Annotated in this window: 19 protein-coding genes; 9 read left to right on the top strand and 10 right to left on the bottom strand. The window is 58.9% G+C overall.

Annotated features, from left to right (window positions below):
- Positions 1–283 precede the first annotated feature (283 nt).
- Positions 284–1,171: a DMT family transporter gene (locus RYB66_RS19735; RefSeq protein WP_054076371.1), complete on the bottom strand. Its 888-nt coding sequence runs from the start codon at positions 1,169–1,171 to the stop codon at positions 284–286.
- 260 nt (positions 1,172–1,431) lie between these two features.
- Between RYB66_RS19735 and RYB66_RS19740 the strand changes: the two genes are divergently transcribed.
- On the top strand, positions 1,432–2,688 hold the full coding sequence (locus RYB66_RS19740; protein ID WP_005746789.1) for an OprD family porin: 1,257 nt from the start codon (positions 1,432–1,434) through the stop codon (positions 2,686–2,688).
- Between the two features lie 252 nt (positions 2,689–2,940).
- Here RYB66_RS19740 and pcaC read toward each other — a convergent pair whose 3' ends face one another.
- The 8 genes from pcaC to RYB66_RS19780 form a co-directional block, all read right to left on the bottom strand.
- Positions 2,941–3,339, bottom strand: coding sequence for a 4-carboxymuconolactone decarboxylase (gene pcaC, locus RYB66_RS19745; RefSeq protein ID WP_004665142.1), 399 nt, complete (start codon positions 3,337–3,339; stop codon positions 2,941–2,943).
- Positions 3,336–4,697, bottom strand: a complete 1,362-nt coding sequence (locus tag RYB66_RS19750) for a 3-carboxy-cis,cis-muconate cycloisomerase (protein WP_316895232.1) — start codon at positions 4,695–4,697, stop codon at positions 3,336–3,338. Before RYB66_RS19750 ends, pcaC begins: the two co-directional genes overlap by 4 nt.
- A gap of 24 nt (positions 4,698–4,721) precedes the next feature.
- Positions 4,722–6,071, bottom strand: coding sequence for an MFS transporter (locus RYB66_RS19755; protein ID WP_004661606.1), 1,350 nt, complete (start codon positions 6,069–6,071; stop codon positions 4,722–4,724).
- Positions 6,072–6,157: 86 nt separating this feature from the next.
- A complete protein-coding gene (gene pcaG / locus RYB66_RS19760; RefSeq protein ID WP_005779821.1) occupies positions 6,158–6,760 on the bottom strand; it encodes a protocatechuate 3,4-dioxygenase subunit alpha in 603 nt (200 codons plus the stop codon).
- Positions 6,761–6,771: 11 nt separating this feature from the next.
- Complete coding sequence (gene pcaH, locus RYB66_RS19765; RefSeq protein ID WP_002553121.1) at positions 6,772–7,491, bottom strand: protocatechuate 3,4-dioxygenase subunit beta; 720 nt, start codon at positions 7,489–7,491, stop codon at positions 6,772–6,774.
- A 125-nt stretch (positions 7,492–7,616) separates the two neighbouring features.
- The gene (gene pcaQ / locus RYB66_RS19770) at positions 7,617–8,546 is read right to left on the bottom strand and encodes a pca operon transcription factor PcaQ (RefSeq protein WP_005753503.1); all 930 of its coding nucleotides are present in this window, start codon (positions 8,544–8,546) and stop codon (positions 7,617–7,619) included.
- Positions 8,547–8,598: 52 nt separating this feature from the next.
- A complete protein-coding gene (locus RYB66_RS19775) occupies positions 8,599–8,841 on the bottom strand; it encodes a glutaredoxin family protein (RefSeq protein WP_005779823.1) in 243 nt (80 codons plus the stop codon).
- A 57-nt stretch (positions 8,842–8,898) separates the two neighbouring features.
- Complete coding sequence (locus RYB66_RS19780) at positions 8,899–9,969, bottom strand: acyltransferase family protein (protein WP_057404366.1); 1,071 nt, start codon at positions 9,967–9,969, stop codon at positions 8,899–8,901.
- Positions 9,970–10,212: 243 nt separating this feature from the next.
- Here RYB66_RS19780 and RYB66_RS19785 point away from each other — a divergent pair, with 243 nt between their 5' ends.
- The 7 genes from RYB66_RS19785 to RYB66_RS19815 all read left to right on the top strand — a co-directional run bounded on the left by RYB66_RS19785 (position 10,213) and on the right by RYB66_RS19815 (position 18,036).
- A complete protein-coding gene (locus RYB66_RS19785; RefSeq protein ID WP_002553118.1) occupies positions 10,213–10,527 on the top strand; it encodes a YqjD family protein in 315 nt (104 codons plus the stop codon).
- A 4-nt stretch (positions 10,528–10,531) separates the two neighbouring features.
- Positions 10,532–10,924: a phage holin family protein gene (locus RYB66_RS19790; RefSeq protein WP_002553117.1), complete on the top strand. Its 393-nt coding sequence runs from the start codon at positions 10,532–10,534 to the stop codon at positions 10,922–10,924.
- Positions 10,921–11,277 carry a hypothetical protein gene (locus tag RYB66_RS19795; protein WP_002553116.1) on the top strand — a complete coding sequence of 119 codons (357 nt, stop codon included), beginning with the start codon at positions 10,921–10,923 and terminating at the stop codon, positions 11,275–11,277. Before RYB66_RS19790 ends, RYB66_RS19795 begins: the two co-directional genes overlap by 4 nt.
- Positions 11,278–11,450: 173 nt before the next feature.
- Positions 11,451–12,782 (top strand): deoxyguanosinetriphosphate triphosphohydrolase, encoded by a 1,332-nt coding sequence (locus RYB66_RS19800; protein ID WP_004661594.1) that lies wholly within the window; start codon positions 11,451–11,453, stop codon positions 12,780–12,782.
- 251 nt (positions 12,783–13,033) lie between these two features.
- On the top strand, positions 13,034–13,426 hold the full coding sequence (locus RYB66_RS19805; protein WP_002553114.1) for a response regulator: 393 nt from the start codon (positions 13,034–13,036) through the stop codon (positions 13,424–13,426).
- Positions 13,427–13,783: 357 nt separating this feature from the next.
- A complete protein-coding gene (locus tag RYB66_RS19810) occupies positions 13,784–14,410 on the top strand; it encodes a response regulator transcription factor (protein ID WP_005732559.1) in 627 nt (208 codons plus the stop codon).
- Between the two features lie 56 nt (positions 14,411–14,466).
- Positions 14,467–18,036 (top strand): transporter substrate-binding domain-containing protein, encoded by a 3,570-nt coding sequence (locus RYB66_RS19815; protein ID WP_057404365.1) that lies wholly within the window; start codon positions 14,467–14,469, stop codon positions 18,034–18,036.
- 82 nt (positions 18,037–18,118) lie between these two features.
- Here the strand turns inward: RYB66_RS19815 and RYB66_RS19820 are convergent, their stop codons facing one another.
- Positions 18,119–18,463, bottom strand: coding sequence for a YggL family protein (locus RYB66_RS19820; protein ID WP_005732557.1), 345 nt, complete (start codon positions 18,461–18,463; stop codon positions 18,119–18,121).
- A gap of 329 nt (positions 18,464–18,792) precedes the next feature.
- On the opposite strand from RYB66_RS19820, the gene dacB reads away from it, so the two are divergent.
- Entirely contained in the window at positions 18,793–20,259 is a 1,467-nt protein-coding gene (gene dacB / locus RYB66_RS19825) for a D-alanyl-D-alanine carboxypeptidase/D-alanyl-D-alanine-endopeptidase (RefSeq protein WP_002553058.1), read from the top strand.
- Positions 20,260–20,295: the final 36 nt, after the last annotated feature.

A 20,295-nucleotide genomic window follows, 5' to 3' on the forward strand; every position in this document is an offset into this window, starting at 1 on the left:
CCTCGCTCCTGTTTCCGGCCCGACTTCGTCGGGTTCCTTCGCCCTGTCACTGATCCGGGGGCCGCCGCAACGGGCCATCCTTGGCCCGGTGCGGCTTGCTCGGCGTCCTGCCTCGCATCCCCCGGATCAGTGCCAGGACTCAGCCGTCACTAACGTCGCACTCTGCGTCGTCAGTGCTACCGTGATCGAAAAGCACGTATGGCGGCCTCCTGCGGGCGCAGCATGACGTTGTGCTGCACTGAAAACTTGTGATGCAGGGCATCCCAGGCTCCAGCACCGGACACTACCCACCCTTACGCCGCTGTTGCCAAGCCGCCGCCAGGCCGCTGAGGCAGATGATGGCGATGCCTGCCTGTGCGGTCGGTGATGGCATGTGGTCGAACACCACGAAACCCAGCAGCCCGGCAAACACGATCTGGCAATAGCTGAACGGTGCGAGCATTGCCGGGGCGGCGAAGCGGAAGGCCTGGGTCAGCAGCAAGTGGGCCGACATACCACATGCCCCCAGCGCCAGCAGAAACGGCAGATCTTTAAGCGCAGGCACTTCCCAGAAGAACGGCACCAGCGCGCTCATCAACAGGGTATTGAACAGCCCGGCAAAAAAGTTGCTGGTGGTCGGGCTGTCAAACGGGCTGACCAGCCGCGTCAGGAGTTGATACAACGCAAAACACAAGGCTGACGACAGCGGCAGCAGAATCGCCGGGGTAAACAGCTCGCCCCCCGGATGAATGATGATCATCACCCCGATAAACCCGACAACCACCGCAACCCATTGCCCGCGCGTCACACGCTCATGCAACAGCGGCACCGACAGTGCCGTGACCAGCAACGGCGCAAGAAAGTTGACCGCGGTCGCCTCTGCCTGCGGGATGAACATCAGGCTGCTGGTAAACAGCAGACTGGTGCCCAACAGCGCCAACGCACGCAATGCCTGCAAGCCGGGACGCTTGGTACGCAGCACGCGCAACCCCGCCGATGGCATGAAGATGCAGGCCATGAGCAGCGTGTGCACCACGTAGCGCGCCCAGACCACCAGGATGATCGGATAGAAGCCGGACAGGTACTTGGAGAGTGTGTCGTGACTGGCGAACAGAAAAGTCGCCAGAAGAATGAAACCAATCCCTTTCAGTGGTTGGTTGACGCCGGACAAAGGCGTGCTGGCAGTGCTCATCGCGCTTCCTTGTTCAAGTTTCAGCAGCCGGACGCCGTGGCCGAAAACGCCAGAGCACGCCGCCTATGTTTACAGACCCGTATCTACAGACCAGTGAGCATCGCACACACGTTTGCAACGCCCTCCACAAAATGTTCGAACCGGTTCATTAACGTTCGATTATCGCCCGAAACAGTTATTTCACAATTGCATGGCACCTTCCGGCCTTTCACTATCGTAGCCAGCTACACGACTCAATAACTACAAAAAAGGTCTGTTCCATGCGCGCCAATTCCTCCTGCAAACTCCTTTGCGGTCTGTCTGCGGCCATTGCTGCAAACCTGACACCCATCAGCGGCAATGCTGCCGGGTTCGTCGAAGACGCCAAGGTCAATCTGAACCTACGCAACTTCTATATCAACCGCAACTTCGTCGACCCGGCCAATGCGCAGAACTACGCCGAGGAGTGGACGCAGAACTTCATCCTCGATGCCCGCTCCGGCTTCACCCAAGGCACCGTTGGCTTTGGTGTGGATGCGCTGGGCCTTTACTCGCTCAAGCTAGACGGCGGCAAGGGAACGGGCGGCACACAATTGCTGCCGATCCACAGCGATGGACGCCCGGCCGACGACTTCGGGCGACTGGCCGTGGCGGGCAAGGCGCGCTTCTCGAAGACCGAATTGAAGGTCGGCGAGTGGATGCCCGTGTTGCCGATCCTGCGCTCCGATGACGGCCGCTCGCTGCCGCAAACCTTTCAGGGCGGGCAAATCACTTCCAAAGAGATCGACGGGCTGACCCTGTACGGCGGCCAGTTCCGCGGCAACAGCCCGCGCAACGACGCCAGCATGGAAGACATGTCCTTGAACGGCCGCTCAGCGTTCACCTCAGACCGTTTCAACTTCGGCGGCGGCGAGTACGTTTTCAACGAAAAGCGCACCCAGGTCGGCGTGTGGTACGCCGAGCTTGAAGACATCTACCACCAGCAATATTTCAACCTGCTGCACAGCCAGCCGTTGGGCAGCTGGACGCTGGGTGCCAACCTTGGCTACTTCCAGGGCAAAGACGACGGTCAGTCGCTGGCCGGCGAGCTGGACAACAAGACCTGGTCAGCGCTGCTTTCGGCGCGGCACGGCGGCAACACCTTTTATGTGGGCCTGCAGAAAGTCAGCGGCGACAGCGCCTGGATGCGCGTCAACGGTACCAGTGGCGGGACGTTGGCCAACGACAGTTACAACTCCAGCTTCGACAACGCCAGGGAGAAATCCTGGCAGTTGCGTCACGACTATGACTTCGCAGCCCTGGGCGTGCCCGGCCTGACCCTGATGAACCGCTACATCAGCGGCGACAACGTGCATACCGGCACCATCACCGACGGCGAAGAGTGGGCACGGGAAACCGAGCTGGCGTACGTGTTCCAGAGCGGCGCGTTCAAAAGCCTGTCGCTCAAATGGCGCAACTCCACCATGCGGCGTGACTACAACACCAACCAGTTCGACGAAAACCGTCTGATTGTCAGCTACCCGCTGTCGCTGCTCTAAAAACGAAAACGCCGCCACGGTTGATCACTCATCGTTATACAGAAATCTAACTGACTATCGTGCCGACGCTCCGCGTCGGCATGCAGTTCTGGACGCTCTGCGTCCTCTTTGTGACGCTACGCGCCACGCGCTGGTTCTGCGAGTCAGTGAGATTGAGGCCCGACTTCGTGATAAAACAGCGCTTTCATTTATGGGCAGTGAACGCGGGTAAGGCATGACATTTCGCTGCAGCACTCCTTGTTATGCGACTTTTCAATCCTCCTTCAACGACTCCACACCCATTTCATCCCATACCGCTTCGGCCAGGTGGAACGTCGCATTGGCCGCCGGAATGCCGCAGTAGATAGCGCTCTGCATCAGCACTTCCTTGATTTCCTCACGGGTCACACCATTGTTTTTTGCGGCCTTCAGGTGCAGGCGCAATTCGCCCTCGCGATTCATGCCGATCAACATCGCAATGGTAATCAGGCTGCGGGTATGGCGTGGCAGCCCCGGACGGGTCCAGATATCACCCCAGGCGTGACGGGTAATCATCTCCTGGAATTCTTCATTGAACGGCGTCAGTTTGCTCAGGCTGTTGTCGACATGCGTATCGCCCAGCACTGCACGGCGCACCTGCATGCCAGCTTCGTAACGTTCGTCTTCGGTCATCGGGAAATCCTTGTGTGTTCAGCCACGGCACGCTCGACCCATTGTCGGGCCTGGCCAAGGTAATGGGCCGGATCAAGCAGACGATCCAGCTCGTCGGAAGAAAACTGCTCACTGACTTGCGGGGTTTCGCCAAGTACCTGACGCAAATGCGCGCCCTGCTCTACCGCACGACGGCAGCACTGTTCGACCAGATGGTGGGCAGCATCGCGGCCGATGCGCTGAGCCAGCGCAATGCTCACTGCCTCGGCGAGCACCAGCCCTTTGGTGGATTGCAGATTGCTCGCCATACGCTCGGCATCGACCTGCAGACCGGGTAGCACCTGCAACGCTTGCTGCAGCGAGCCGGAAACCAGACAGCACAGCTCCGGCAAAGTCTCCCACTCGGCATGCCACAGGCCCAGACTGCGCTCGTGCTCCTGCGGCATGGCGGCCAGCATCGTGGCGACCAGCCCCGGTGCGCGGGTGGCTGTGCTGATCATGACCGCAGCGCCAACCGGGTTGCGCTTGTGCGGCATAGTCGAAGACCCGCCCTTGCCCGGTGCCGAGGGCTCGAAGACCTCGCCCACTTCGGTCTGCATCAGCAAGCTCACGTCGCGCCCCAGTTTGCCGAGGCTGCCGGCGATCAGGCCCAGCAGACCGGCAAACTCCACAAGTCGGTCGCGCTGGGTGTGCCAGGGCTGCTCGGGCAACGCCAGTTGCAATTCACCGGCCAGCGCTTCGGCTACCGAAAAGGCCTGGTCGCCCAGCGCCGCGAGGCTGCCGGAAGCACCGCCGAATTGCAGGCACAACAGACGCGGTTTGATCTCGTTCAAGCGCTGTCGATGACGAGTCACCGCGCCCAGCCAGCCAGCGATTTTCATCCCCAGAGTGACCGGCGTGGCCTGCTGCAGCCAGGTGCGTCCAGCCAGCGGCGTGCCAGCATGACGCTGTGCCTGCTCAGCCATCGCATCGGCCAGTCGAGCAAGATCATGCTCAAGCAGCACGATCGCTCGACGCAGTTGCAGAATCAGCCCGCTGTCCATCACATCCTGGCTGGTTGCGCCCATATGCACATAGCGCTCGGCCTCAGCACTGCGCGCGGCTATCTGTTTGCCCAGCGCCTTGACCAGCGGAATCGCCGAATTGCCGGCACTGCCGATGGCAATTGCCAGCGCGTCGAAATCGAACAGCCGTGCGTCGCAGCTCAGTTCGATGTCGGCGACCACCTCGGGCGGGATCAGGCCGACGCGTGCCTGTGCCCGAGCCAGCGCAGCCTCGAAATCGAGCATGCCCTGTACCCGGCCTTCATCCGAAAAGATCTCGCGCATTTCGGGTTGCATGAAGTAGGCATCGAAAAGTTGATTGCTCACTCTGTTCACATCACCACTCCAGATTGAAAGGTTTCAGGTAGCGTCCGAATGACTGACCCAGCCCTTGATCAGCACCGCTATCGCGGCCAGGGCAGCGGGGACCACCAGCGCCGTCAGCACCTGTTCGAAGCTCCAGCCCAGGCCCAGCAGTGTGGCACCGGCCCAGGCGCCGAGAATCGCGCCGAAGCGGCCGATCCCGAGCATCCACGACACGCCAGTGGCACGCCCCTGAGTGGGGTAGAACCGCGCTGCCAGTGAAGGCATTGCCGACTGTGCGCCGTTGATGCACATACCGGCCAGCAGCACCAGCGTGGCCAACAAGGCGACATTGCCCAGACTCTGCCCGACCAGCCAGGCGAACACACCCGCCAGCGCATAGGCCAGACCAATGACCTTATGCGGATTGTAACGATCCATTGCCCAGCCGACCCCCACTGCACTCAACACCCCGCCGAACTGGAACAGCGCACCGATGAAGGCCGACTGTTCCATGCTCGCGCCACTGTCGCGCATCAACGTCGGCAGCCAGCTGGTCAACAGGTAGACGATAACCAGACCCATGAAATACGTCAGCCACAGCAACAGCGTGCCAGCGCTGTATGTACCGGAGAAAATCACTTTCAGCACGTTGCGGCTACTGACCGTTTTCTGCTCGGGAACGCTGAAATCGGTGATGCCAGCCAACGCCTTCGGCGCAATCGGTGCCAGCACTTTGCGAATACGCTCCGCACCGCGATTGCGCACCACCAGAAACCGCGCTGATTCCGGCAGCCAGACCATCAGTACCACCGCCAGTATCAACGGCAGAATACCGCCCAGCATCAGCAGGCTGTGCCAGCCCATGCTCGGGATCAGTTTGGCCGACACAAACCCACCACAGGCCATGCCCAGATTGAAACCACAGAACATGCTGGTCACCAGCAGCGACTTGAGCCGCTCGGGCGTGTATTCCGACAACAACGTGGTGGCATTGGGCATCGCTGCACCGAGCCCCAGCCCGGTCAGAAGGCGTAATACCAGCAGTTGATCAATGTTGCTGCTGTAGGCAGACGCCAGGCTGAACAGACCGAACAGAAACACCGCAAACACCAGCACGACCTTGCGCCCGAACCGGTCGGCCAGCGGGCCGGAACCCAGCGCGCCGAACACCATGCCGATCAGCGCAGCGCTCATCACCGGGCCCAGGCTGGCCCGGTCGATGCCCCAGTCCTGGCTGAGCGCTGGTGCAATGAAGCCCATTGCGGCGGTATCGAGGCCATCGAGAAACACGATCAGAAAACACAGCGCAACCACCCGCCACTGATACCCGGACAGCGGTTGCGCATTGATGAAGGCCTGAACGTCGAGCGTACCCGGCACAGGCTGGCTGGCGGAAAGCGTCATGGAGATGTCCTTTTATTTTTATAAGGTCGCCTGCCGATGCAGGCGCCGGGAACGCACGCACATTGATACGCAAATCGACAACCGATTCAGAAATCGAAAAACACCGTTTCGCCTTCACCCTGCACGCGGATATCAAAACGATAGGCCGTTTGCCCATCATGCGTGCAGCGGCGCGCGACCAGCGTTTCGCGACGCGGCGGCTGCTCGATCAGATTGAGCACCGGGTCCTGAGCATTGGCCTGCGCTTCGTCGTCGAAATACAGCCGCGTCTGCAGATGAATATTGATACCACGGGCAAACAGCGAAACGTTGATGTGCGCAGCCATCGGCACCCCGGCCGCATTATGTGCCGAGCCTGGCTTGATGGTCTTCAGAATCCATTGGCCGTCGTCAGTGGTCGCCGTGCGGCCGAAGCCGTTGAACGGCCGCTCCGGGTCGAATTCGCTGTGATACGCGCCTTGATGGTCGGCCTGCCAGAATTCCAGATACGCATCGCGGATCAGATGACCGTTGCCGTCGAAGACGTTGCCCAGCAACACGATATGCTCGCCGGGCGCCTCGGGCCTGGCCATCTCGTTCCAGATTTCCAGTTCGCGGGTCGGGTTGCCGGCCACCTGTGGTGCAAGACCGATGTGCACGTACGGGCCAGCGGTTTGCGAAGGGGTTTCCTGCAGTAATTGAACGGGCATGTCGGGCCTCCTCAGCAGTTTTCGAAGTGTGTCTTGCGCTGGCCGCGCAACACGATGTCAAAGCGGTACGCCAGGCAATCCATTGGATTACCCATCCCCAGATCGAGCCTGGCAATAAGGCTCTGCACGGCGTCCGGGTTGGCGATGGCCTTGACAATCGGGCAGATAGGAATCAACGGATCGCCTTCGAAATACAGCTGGGTGACCAGGCGGGTGGCAATCGACGGGCCGCTGATCGACACATGAATATGCGCCGGACGCCAGTCGTTAGGGCCGTTGCGCCACGGGTAAGGGCCTGGCTTGACGGTGCGGAAGCTGTAATTGCCTTCGCTGTCGGTCAGCGCTCGCCCTACACCGCCAAAGTTGGGGTCGATGGGTGCCAGATAGGCATCGCGTTTGTGGCGATAACGCCCGCCGGCATTGGCTTGCCAGATCTCCACCAAGGTATGCGGAATCGGCTTGCCGTACTGATCACAGACCCGGCCGGCCAGCAGGATGCGCTCACCGATGGGCAGCCCGCCGTTGTTGAAGTTGAGCAGCAGATCGTTGTCGTGCTGACCAAACTTCAAATGCGAGAAATCCGGGCCCGTGGTTTCGGAAATGGATTGCGGGATACTGACCAGCGCCTGACGCGGCGAGCGCAGGATCGAGGTCTTGTAATCAGGTGTCAGGGCTTTGGGGTGCCAGTTTCGGTCACGAATGACGAAGCGGCTATTGTCCGCGGCAGACATGGCGTTCTCCTTGTTTTTCTTATGGGCGCAGGCGTCGATCACTTGCGCTACAGGCTGCGGCGAAGTGTCGCGTGATCCATGCTTATAGAGAATTGAAATAAAACCGGTTATCCATAACCAAATGGTTATGCATACTGCGCTTTGCGGTAGGTCTCTCCAACGCCTCGCAGTTCATCCACACACCATTGCGCCGCACGTGTCAGCGGCAGGGCCGGGTTGCTGCACAGGCCGACTGATCCGCCCGGCTCGCGAATGCCCATGTCCAGCTCCACCAGCGTGCCGCCTTTCAACTCCAGCGACACCGCATCCAGTGGCGCGATCCACACCGCATCGCTGCACTGCACATAGCGGCGGCTGAGGGTGAGTGACAGGGTTTCAAGGCGCTGACGCGGCATGCGGATACCGCACTGTACGAAAAGACTGTCGGCAAACTTGCGGATGGTGGTGCCAGCCAGCGGCAACACCAGCGGGAACTGCTCCAGACTTTCAGGCTTGAGCGGCGCCGTCAGTAACGGGTGATCGTTGCGCACCACCAGCGTCATCGACTCGTTGTACAGATGCTCGAACGTCAGCCCCTGAATCTGCGGGCTGTCAGTCATGCGCCCGACCACGAGGTCCAGCTCCCCTACCCTCAGTTGCGACAGCAGGTAGGCACTGGGGCCGGTCATCACGCTGACGATCAACGCGGGGTGGCGCTCGTGCAGACGATGGACCACCTCCGGAACCAACAGGCTTTCAGCCGTGGACAGCACGCCCAACCGTGCGGTAACAGTTTCATGTTCACCCGAGCGCAGGCTACTGACACCTTCACGCAGGGCCTGGACGCTCGGCCCGGCGAAACGCATGAATGCCACCCCCGCCTCGGTCAGCGCCGCACCGCTCTTGCTGCGCACAAACAAGGTGGTGGCCAGCAGTGTTTCCAGCTCCTTGAGACTTTTCGACAGCGCGGGCTGACTGATTGCCAGTACATCGGAGGCACGCGCCAGGCTGCCCTGCCGAGCCACCTCGAGAAAGCACACCAGATGGCGAAATTTGATGCGGGTATCAATATTCAATGCGCGTCGGGTCCGGGGGATAAAGAAGAATGCAGCTCTACGACAATGCCGCTCAACGACTCAAAAACGAAGCTACCTGAGGCGCGTCAAATGGCCAGTCCAGCTCATCCCCGGTGTCGACTCGACGCAACACAGGGACGCGCCACTCGTAACGCTCGAACAGTTGTTCATCCTCGCAGATGTCGACCAGCTCAACCAGTAAGCCGTGCTCGATGGCGAACGGCAGTAAAACCGCTTCGGCAACCTCGCACAGCGGGCAGCCCAGGGTACTGAACAGCTGGCATTCGGGCGGCATGAATTGATCCTCGGCAAATCCTCTACAACCGAAAATTATTCTAGGCGCACCCCGCGATCACGTCGACACCCGGAAATGCATCTTGCTGAACGCGTTGGCGCGGTCCAGTACCGGTTTCTCGAAACAACGGTAACCGACCCAGCCGTAACACACCGTTGCCGCCATCATCAGCAGCGCGAAAAACAGGTTGTCCAGATAGCTTTCGGGCCAGGCACCGACCAGGCTCCACACCCGCCCGATCACCCCCAACACCAGCAGATGAGACAGATAGATCGTGTAGGACATGTCGCCCACAGCGACCAAAAACCCTGGCACAGCCAGTTGTCGACGTCGTTCGAGCAAGGCAAGGGTCAGTACCAGCAGGCCGAAAGTACCGCCGACCATGAGCATGCGCAGCAAGCCCTGACTGTCGTATAACCGAAAGTAACCGATCAGGGGCACGCCCAGCAGCAGCGCACCTCCCAGCGAGGCAAGGACGGCAGCGGTCGGCACGCGCGCGCTGTGCCGACCATAAAAGAACAACGCCAGCGCTGCGCCGAGAATGAATTCAAGGGCGTAGGGATGCAGGATGATCTTCAGTGCGGGCGAATAGTCCTGCCAGTCGGCCAGCACGTTGAACACGATGATGATCAGCGCCCAGCCGCCGAGCAGAAGCGGCACGCTGCGTTCACGAAACAACAGAAAGCCGGAGTACACGACGTAGAACCACAGTTCGAACAGCAGCGACCAGGCCACCATCACCAGCAGCACTTTATCGTTGGGCAGCAGCAGGAACGACATAATCAAGTTGGAAGCCCCATGCCCGCTGTTGACCATGCCCGGCTGCACCAGGTACACCGCCAGCGTAATGAAAAAGTACAGCCAGTACGTGGGGTAGATCCGCGACACCCTGTTGAACAGAAAGCGCCGGGCCTCGACCCCGCTCTGGAAACGGCCACGACTGACGATCACCATCACGAAACCGCTGATGACAAAGAACAGATCGACACCCAACTGAAAAAAATCGAGCATCGGCGGCAGAAGGATATCGCCACCGGAAAACTTGCTCTCTACCGACATCATGTGAAACAACACCACACCAAGGACAGCTATGCCCCTGAGCCCCTGCAGGGAATACAGCCGCTCCATGCCTCTCTCCATTCAGCTCTCATATCGCGCGCCATGTACGTGATCACGCGTGTGGAGCATAGCCAATGGCCAGAAATACGGAACCCCAATCTTCAACACGTCGCGGTTTTTCCTGACAGATACTTTTGGAGTAAGGTGCAGCGGCAGCACGCAGCCTGATCGAACACCAGACGGCAATCGAAGTGAACCTTCAGGAATCACCTGTACTCGAAACATTCATACGCCCACCAAACGGAGAACATCATGGCCCGCCAAACTGCACAGAATGCTCAGGAAATCCTGAGAGCCGACTTCCAGGTACTGGTTGCCGACACTGAGAAATTGCTGGCGCATACCGCCTCTCTCGCTGGTGATCAGGCCGATGAACTGCGCGCCCAGATCCGCGAAAGCCTGCTGCGTGCCAAGGAAACACTGAAGACCACTGAAGATTCGCTTCGTGAGCGCGGTGAGGCTGCTGTGATCGCTACCGAAGATTACGTTCAGAACAACCCCTGGCAGTCAGTCGGTATCGCCGCAGGTGTCGGCTTTCTGATCGGTCTGCTGGCTACAAGGCGCTAACATCATGACTCTGGGAACGGAATCAGCACCGCCCGAGGGAACTCCGGGCTCTTCACCGCGGCGTCTTGGCGCTGCATTCCTTGGCCTGCTGCACACGCACGTCGAGCTGTTCGGCATCGAATTGCAGGAGCAGAAGGCACGTACCGTCAGCCTGCTGCTGTTCGCGGGACTGGCGCTGGTTTTCGGCCTGCTGCTGCTCACTGGGCTCTCGGCCTTGTTGCTGATCGTTCTATGGGACAGCTATCGCTTGGCCGGTATCGTCGGCCTCTGCACGTTCTACCTGCTGGCCGCCATCTTCTGCGGGCTGCGCCTCAAGGCAGCGATTTTCGATGAGTCGTCGCCATTCCACGCAACCCTTGAAGAGCTGGCCAACGACCGCGAGCGATTGATGCCATGAGTGAACCCAAGTCGCACCAGAGCAATACCCGTCGAGAACTGCGCAAGGCGTTGATCCGCCTGCGCATGGAGATGCACCGTCAGGAAATTCGTCATGAGTCGACGCAATTGCTGCAGCCGTTGCAACGCTTTCGCGGGATCCGCCATGACTGGAAAAGCGCGCTCGGCTTTCGCCACGCGCCACTCTGGGGAGTGGGCTCGGTCGCCCTGCTGGGGTTTCTGAGCGGCAAACGTGCCAAGACCGGACGCACCAGCCTGCTGGGTCGCCTGTTGAAGCTCGGCATCACGCTGACGCCACTGATCAAGGTCGCCATGCAGAGTCGCGCCATCCAGAACCGCAACCGCAGGCTCTGATTACGCCAGACCTTTTGCGTGATTCGAGCCTTGTGACAAATGCCTGCTCCGGTGCTCCGGGGCGGGCATTTGCTTTTTAACACACCCTGTTTCTGTCTGTCCGCGCGTCAGGCCTTGCGGCAGGCGTGCCGAACCGGGAAGCTACGGCCAACATTACTGACGGAGTGAACGCCTTGGATTGGCAAACCCTGCTTAACCGCGAACGACTTGGCAAGACACTGCACAGCCCCGAAGAATTGGGGCGCAGTCCGTTTCACAAGGACCATGACCGGATCATCTTTTCCGGTGCGTTTCGCCGTCTGGGACGTAAGACGCAAGTCCATCCGGTGTCCAGCAACGACCATATCCATACCCGCCTGACTCACTCGCTGGAAGTCAGCTGCGTCGGCCGCTCACTGGGCATGCGCGTTGGCGAAACCCTGCGCGCTGCGCTGCCCGACTGGTGCGACCCAAGCGACCTGGGCATGGTTGTACAATCCGCCTGCCTGGCACACGACATTGGCAACCCTCCGTTCGGCCATTCTGGCGAAGACGCAATTCGCAACTGGTTCAATCAGGCTGCCGGACGTGGCTGGCTCGACGCGATGAGCGAGACAGAGCGCAATGACTTTCTCAATTTCGAGGGCAATGCCCAGGGCTTTCGGGTGCTGACGCAGTTGGAGTACCACCAGTTCGATGGCGGTACCCGTCTGACCTACGCCACACTGGGCACTTACCTCAAATACCCGTGGACCGCTCGCCACGCAGACTCGCTGGGCTACAAGAAGCACAAGTTCGGCTGCTATCAGAGTGAACTGCCAATCCTTGAGCAGATCGCTGGCAAGCTGGGTTTGCCGCAGCTTGAGGAACAACGCTGGGCGCGCCATCCACTGGTTTACCTGATGGAAGCCGCCGATGACATCTGTTATGCACTGATCGATCTGGAGGACGGCCTGGAGATGGACCTGCTGGACTACGCGGAAGTGGAGTCACTTCTGCTTGGACTGGTCGGCGATGATCTTCCGGAAACCTATCGGCAACTGGGCCCTGGCGACTCACGGCGGCGCAAGCTGGCCATCCTGCGCGGCAAGGCCATCGAGCACCTGACCAACGCAGCGGCCAGAGCATTCGTCGAGCAACAGGACGCCCTGCTTGCGGGCACGCTGCCCGGGGATCTCGTGGAACACATGCACGGCCCGGCCAAACGCTGCGTACTGAACGCCAAGGACATGGCGCGCAAGAAAATCTTTCAGGACAAGCGCAAAACGCTGCATGAAATAGGTGCCTACACCACACTGGAAATCCTCTTAAACGCCTTTTGCGGTGCAGCGGTCGAACAGTTTGGCGGCAGGACGCCCTCCTTCAAGCACCGACGTATCCTCGACCTGCTGGGCAACAGCGCGCCGGATCCCAAGGCACCGCTGCATGCATCGTTCCTGCGCATGATCGACTTCATCGCCGGCATGACCGACAGCTATGCCAGTGAGATGGCCCGGGAAATGACTGGCCGCTCCGGACAGATTTAGCCTTGATAAGACCAGCCGAGTACCTGCGCGCATGCAGATACAACGCTGGTCAGACCTGATTGCCTCGCAAAAACTCAGACAGGCCCTACATGCATGTCAGACGAGTCCTATCGCAGCTTTTCTTCCATCCCTCAATAATTACAGCCACTTCGAATGCCACTCCGGCTCGTCATCCATCCGCCTGCGATACTAACGGTCCGCACGCCGTCTGCGAGGCCTGAACGTCTCGTCAGGGCCTTTCCGGAAAACTCATGTCCACACACAGCCTGCGCATCCTCCTGGTGGAAGATCACCCGTTTCAACTGATCGCCACTCAGGTGCTGCTCAACAATCAGGGCTATTTTCTACTGACTCCCGCACTCACCGCCGCAGAGGCCATGGCTGCCATGCAACGCAGCCCGGAGCCCTATGGGCTGTTACTGTGCGATCAGTGCCTGCCGGATATGTCAGGCCTCGACCTGATCGACGAGGCAGCCCGTCAAGGCTTGCTGCATCAGGCCATTCTTCTCAGCGGCCTGCCTGATGTACAGCTTGAAAACCTGCAGCAGCTTGCCACGCAGCGCGACCTGCCCCTGCTCGGCTGCCTGAGCAAACCCCTGCATGGACCTGACCTCAGCCGCTTGCTGGGGCACAGCCCTGAGTGACATCTGCATTCCTGTTTCAAGCGACTTCGGAAATGCCTCGCAACTATGTAAACGGCAACTGATGCAAAACCGCGCTGCTTGTGAATTCACGTTCAGTCTCGTAGGAAATCATCAACCCACATGAATGATGATTCCATAAAGTAATAAACACCCCGTGCATCAATAACCAAATACACACCGAAATAAGCATTAACGTTTAAACACACTTGTGTTCAACGTAGGCTTTTACGTACTCCGATACGCTAATTATTGTAGGACTTTTCCTATATATGCCTGCCGAGCAAGTCTCTTTATGTGCCTGCCCGAACATCTGAGCTAAGGTGCGCGCTTTCTTCACTGCTTGTTATGGAATGGAATATGAACTCAGTTTTTATCATCGACGACCATCCGGTTATCCGGATGGCAGTCAGAATGCTTCTGGAAAACGAAAATTACGAAGTGGTGGGCGAAACCGATAACGGCGTCGACGCGATGCAAATGGTTCGCGAATGCATGCCTGACCTGATCATTCTCGACATCAGCATTCCCAAGCTCGACGGCCTTGAGGTACTGGCGCGCTTCAATACGATGGGGCTGCCCTCCAAGATACTGGTGCTGACATCGCAAACCCCCAACCTGTTTGCCATTCGTTGCATGCAATCGGGCGCTTCCGGTTATGTATGCAAGCAGGAAGACCTGAGCGAACTGCTCAGTTCGGTGAAAGCGGTATTATCCGGCTACAATTACTTTCCCAGTCAGGCATTGGCGTGTGCCGTTCGCGAAGACGGGCAGACGAACGAGCTGGAATTGTTCAAGTTGGTCAATGATCGCGAATTGATGGTGTTGCAATTGTTTGCTCAAGGCCGCTCCAACAAGGAAATAGCCAAGGGCATGTTTCTCAGTAACAAGACCGTCAGCACTTACAAAACGCGACTTATGCAAAAGCTGAAAACCAGAACCTTGGTAGAACTTATCGAGATGGCAAAACGCAACGCGCTAGTGTGAGAAACCGGATGCCCACACGCTTTAGACAATTATTAATACTGGCCACAGGCCTGTGCATGGGCTGGAGTGCTCAGGCCAGCCTTTATGCGGCCGAACATTACACACTGCTTGGTCGCTCGAGCCCGGCACACATGGACGTGAAGCTGGACAGCAACCAATGGCAATGGGTGCGCGGTCAACGTGAACTGACTCTCGGCATCTCGAACCCTGATTACCCGCCCTTCGATATCACAATGTCAGGCAACGACTATGAAGGCATCACTGCCGATTACGCGGGCATCATTTCGGATGCGCTGGACCTGCCGGTCAGGGTGCAGCGCTTCGAAACCCGCGATGCAGCGATCAAGGCACTGATCACAGGCCAGGTCGACCTGCTGGGCACTGCCAACGGCTTTGAAGCAGTTGATCGCAACATCAGACTGTCACAGCCCTACTCGGTGGATCAGCCCGTGCTGGTCACCCGGGTCGGAGACACGCGCCCCCTCAACGATGGCCTGAAAGGCATGCGGCTGAGCATGGTCTATCACTATTTGCCACCCGCAGAGGTCGAGGCGACGTACCCGGGTGCAACACTGAAGACCTACCCCTCGTTTCAGAACGCCATCAACGCCGTAGCCTTCAACCAGGCCGATGTCTTTCTGGGCGATACGATTTCCACCCAGTACATCATCAACAAGGGCTATCTGAACAATGTGCAAATGTCGAATTTCGGCAAGCACGAGCCCAATGGCTTCAGCTTCGCCGTCAGCAATGAAAACACACAATTGCTGGGTGTCATCAACCAGACACTGAAAGCGATTCCAGTCGATGAGCGCATCAACATTTCCAGGCGCTGGAGCACCGGCAGCGACCTGATGCTCACCGACCAGAAGCTGCAACTGACGCAACGCGAGGAACGCTGGATCGCTCAGCACCCGACCGTGCGCGTGGTGGTCAACGAAGCGTACGCACCGCTGACCTTCTTTGACGCCAAGGGCAACTTTCGCGGCATCACCGCCGACCTGCTTGAACTGGTCCGCCTGCGCACCGGCCTCAGGTTCGACGTCAAGCGCTCGCCCAGCCTGACCGATATGCTGAACCAGGTCAGCGAGGGCCAGGCGGACCTGATCGGCGCACTGGTGTCCAGCGATGAACGAGAAGACCACCTGAGCTTCAGCCGGCCGTATATCGACAACTCATTTGTACTGGTCACCCGCAAGGACCAGGGTTCGCCCAGCTATCTGGAACAGATGGACGGCAAACGCCTGGCAATAACCCAAGGCAGCCCGATGCTGGACTGGCTGCGACGCAAATACCCCAGAGTCGTACCGCTGGAAATCGACAACCCGTTCCAGGCGCTGGACATGTTGTCACTGGGCAGAACGGAAGGCGCGGTCATTTCGCTGCTCAGCGCAGACTACTTTCTGTCTTCAGGCATCTTCGAGGAACGCCTGCAGATGACCGCCACCATCGGCGAGGACCCGGCGCTGATTTCCATGGCTACCTCACGCAATGCCACCGAGCTGAGTTCGATTCTCGACAAGGCGCTGGCAAGCATCGCGCCGCAGGATCTGGCGGCGATCAACAATCGATGGCGCGCCTATGCCCCTTCAAGCGCCAGCTGGCATGACTACGAACGCCTTATCTATCAGATTCTGATCAGTGCAGGCCTGTTGCTGCTGGGCCTGCTGGCCTGGAATGCCTGGATGCGGCGGCAGATACGTCAGCGTGAAGCGGCAGAGCGGGCGCTGGGCGACCAGTTCGAATTCATGCGCGCACTGGTTGAAGGCACGCCCCATCCGATCTACGTGCGGGATCGCGAAGGCATGCTGCGCATGTGCAATGACAGCTACCTGAGGGTCTTCTCAGCGCAACGTGAAGACATCATCGGCAAGAGCGCTACCGAAGGAGTGCTGGGCAATGCCTTCGAAGCGCGGGAATACGCTGCCGACTATCAACGGGTCATGGCCAGTAACACTGCATTGATCCTCGACCGGCCCCTGCGCATTGGCGACCGGCAGATGACCATCTACCACTGGATCCTCCCCTTTCGCGACTCTCTGGGCGAGGTGCAGGGCATCATTGGCGGCTGGATCGATATCAGCGAGCGTCGCCAGCTTATTGAAGACTTGCAGGCCGCCAAGGAACAGGCTGACGCTGCCAGCCGTGCCAAGAGCACCTTTCTTGCCACCATGAGCCATGAAATCCGTACGCCCATGAATGCAGTGATCGGAATGCTGGAGCTGGCGCTCAAACGTGCCGATCATGGCGAACTGGACCGCTCAGCCATCGAAGTCGCCTACAGCTCGGCCAACGACTTACTGGACCTGATCGGTGACATTCTCGACATTGCGCGCATTGAATCCGGCCGGCTGTCACTGAATCCAGAGCGGGCGAACCTGCGTCGACTGGTAGAGTCGGTACTGCGGGTATTCGACGGTCTGGCTCGCCAGAAGGACCTCGACCTGGTGCTGGAACTGGACAGCCGGATCAACGCCGATGTGCTGATCGACCCTCTGCGCTTCAAACAGATACTGTCCAACCTCGTAAGCAACGCCATCAAGTTCACCCCTATGGGACGGATCAAGATCGTGCTGCAGGCAGCCGAGAGCCCGGACCCGCAACTGCTGCACTTGCACATTACCGTTCAGGACAGCGGTATAGGCATCAGCGCCGAAGACCAGCAGCGTTTGTTCGAGCCCTTTGCCCAGGCCGATAACACCGGGCAGATGGCGCGCACCGGTGCCGGGCTGGGCCTGGTGATTTGCCGCAGCCTTTGCATGATGATGGGCGGCAACCTCTCGCTTGATAGCGTACCAGGCCAAGGCACCCGGATCAGTATGAACCTGGTGCTTACCACGCTTGAACCACTCACAGGCCAGCCCGTTACTACGCCACCGCTAGCCGTCGCTCACCAGACGCTACGGATCCTGATCGTCGACGACCATCCTGCCAACCGGCTGCTGCTCTGCCAGCAACTCGGTTTTCTAGGTCACCACTGCGAAATGGCCGAAAACGGCGCGCAGGGGCTTGAGCACTGGAAGACCGATACCTTTGATCTGGTGGTTGTCGACTGCAACATGCCGGTCATGAACGGCTATGACATGACCACTGCAATCCGCGCAATTGAAGACGCAGACGGCCAGCCACGCTGTCCGGTCTGGGGCTTCACGGCCAATGCGCAGCCTGACGAGATCGAGCGCTGCCGCGCAGCAGGCATGGACGACTGCCTCTTCAAACCCATCAGCCTTTCGATGCTCAGCGAACGGCTGACAGCCGTTTCGCCGCTGTCGCGCACACCTCTGCCGTTCAGCCTCGACAGCATCAGCAACCTGACCGGTAACCGTCCGGAAATGGTTGAACGCCTGCTTGCGCAGCTGCTGCAAAGCAATCACGAGGACCGGCTGTTGCTGGCCAGACTGATACCGGAGAACAATCGCAGGAAAACCCGCGACCTGGCCCACAGGATCAAAGGTGCCGCACGGATCATCAGCGCTTCAAGGGTGGTCGATGCCTGCGATGCACTTGAGCAGGCCTGCGAAGCGGACACGCCGGATGAACAGTTCCATACCTGTCAGCAGGTTGTCGAACTGGCGATGATCGAGCTTGAGGACGCGCTGATTCTGCAGCAGGCGAAACCTGACTGAAGACGTTTCAAAGACGATGTAGCGAAGGGGAACAAGCGGGGGAAAAGCAAGAGAGGCAGGCGCTGGCCTGCCTCCCGTTACATCAGGCGGCCGGGTTGATTTCTTTTTCCGGGTACCAGACGTCGATCAGCGGGCTGACAGTGACTTCTGTCAGTTCACTGCGGCCTTTGAGCCAGGCTTCGACAGCAACACGCTGTTCTTCGCTGACCGAGCCACGCTTGCTCAGGCAAACCAGACCGAAGTCGTCGCCGCCCACATAACCAAGACCGTTGGCTTCCATTGCTTCTTTCAGAAAAGCGTCAAGGAAAGCATCGATTGCCTTGTCATCCAGCTCTTGCTTGAAGTCCAGGTTCAGTTCAAAACCCAATTCCTGGAACTCGTCCACACACAGTTTTTTGCGCAGACGGCGGGAGCGGTTAGTGGCCATGGGACAATCCTCATCAATAAATATCGGGCGGCACTTTACCAGCTTGACGATTTAAAAGCCCGACAATTGCGGTCTGTCATGGATATCCGGTCTTGCGACAGTGATGCAGGCCCAATCGATAAAAAATAACGTTTACCGGCCTGCCCCCCATCACAAGCCTGCCCTGCTTGGGGCATAATGCGGGTCGTTTCATGCGTGGCACTGTATGTTACAAAAAAGCCCGCTACGCATTCACTACTATAGTTATCAACATCGCAGCGAAATAGTTACCGAGGGAATTCATCCATGCCCTCTTTTTTATGTCCCCCCTTGCAGTAGGGTTTTATTCAATGATCAAGTCGCTACGTCCATTGTTGCTCGCGTCAATTCTTTTGCCACTGGCTCTGCCCTCCTACGCTGCCGTCATCAACACCACGCTGCCCCCCAAGGTTCAACAGGCTCTGAAAGCCAGCAAACTCGGCGATGACGCGCTTTCGCTGGTGATGTTGCCGCTCAACGGGCCGGGCACGCCGACCGTGTTCAATGCCGACGTATCGGTCAACCCGGCCTCAACCATGAAGCTGATCACCACCTACGCCGCGCTGGAAATGCTCGGCCCTACCCACCAGTGGAAAACCGAATTCTTCACCGATGGCACCCTGAGCAACGGCGTGCTGCGCGGCAACCTGTACCTCAAAGGCGGCGGCGATCCAAAGCTGAATATGGAAAAACTCTGGCTGCTGATGCGTGACCTGCGCGCCAATGGTGTGCAACAGGTGACCGGTGACCTGGTATTGGACCGCAGCCATTTTGTGCAGCCGCAATTGCCCGAATTCAATGATGACGGCAACGATGATAACAAGCCGTTTCTGGTCAAGCCTGATGCGCTGATGGTCAATCTCAAGGCATTGCGCTTCGTGACCCGAAACGATGACGGCAGAATTCTGGTCTCGGTCGAGCCGCCGATTGCGACCATTCGCATCGACAACCAGGTGAAGGCGAGCGCATCAAAGCAATGCACCGGGGATGTGCGCTACAACCCGGTCACCCAGCCTGACGGCAGCGTCAATGTGACGGTGACTGGCCAGTTGGGCAACGGCTGCAATTCGCAGACCTACCTTTCGCTGCTTGACCATCCGACCTATGCGGCAGGCGCAGTACGGGCCATCTGGCAGGAACTGGGCGGCACTATCCAGGGCAAGGACCGCGTTGGCGTTTTGCCCGGTAATGCCAAGCTTCTGGCCAAGGCTTTTTCGCCGGATCTGGTGGAAGTCATTCGTGACATCAATAAATTCAGCAACAACACCATGGCCCAGCAACTGTTTCTGAGCCTGGGTGAAGAGTTCCGCAATGAAGCTGACGGTGACGACGGCAAGGCTGCCCAGCGCGTCATCCGCCAGTGGCTGGCGAAAAAAGGCATCACCGCGCCGCATCTGGTCATGGAGAACGGCTCCGGCCTGTCGCGTGCGGAACGTGTCAGTGCCCGTGAGATGGCCATTATTCTGCAGGCTGCGTGGCGCAGCCCGTATGCTGCCGAATTCATGAGTTCGATGCCGTTGGCAGGCATGGACGGCACCATGCGTAAACGTCTGAAGCGCACCCCGTTGCTGGGTGAAGCGCACATCAAGACAGGCACGCTGAACACGGTTCGCGCTATTGCCGGCTTCAGCCGCGACAGCAACGGCAACACCTGGGCGGTCGTGGCGATCCTCAACGACCCGCGTCCGTTTGGCGCATCCTCGATACTGGACGAGGTACTGGTCGATCTGTATCGACAGCCGAAACTGACCAACACCACGGTCTCGATCCAGCAATAACCACCCGCCGCTTGTAACCAGCAGACCCGCTTTCGA

Origin of the sequence: Pseudomonas syringae group sp. 243L2 (assembly GCF_032587875.1) — a bacterium.
Taxonomy (GTDB): domain Bacteria; phylum Pseudomonadota; class Gammaproteobacteria; order Pseudomonadales; family Pseudomonadaceae; genus Aquipseudomonas; species Aquipseudomonas amygdali.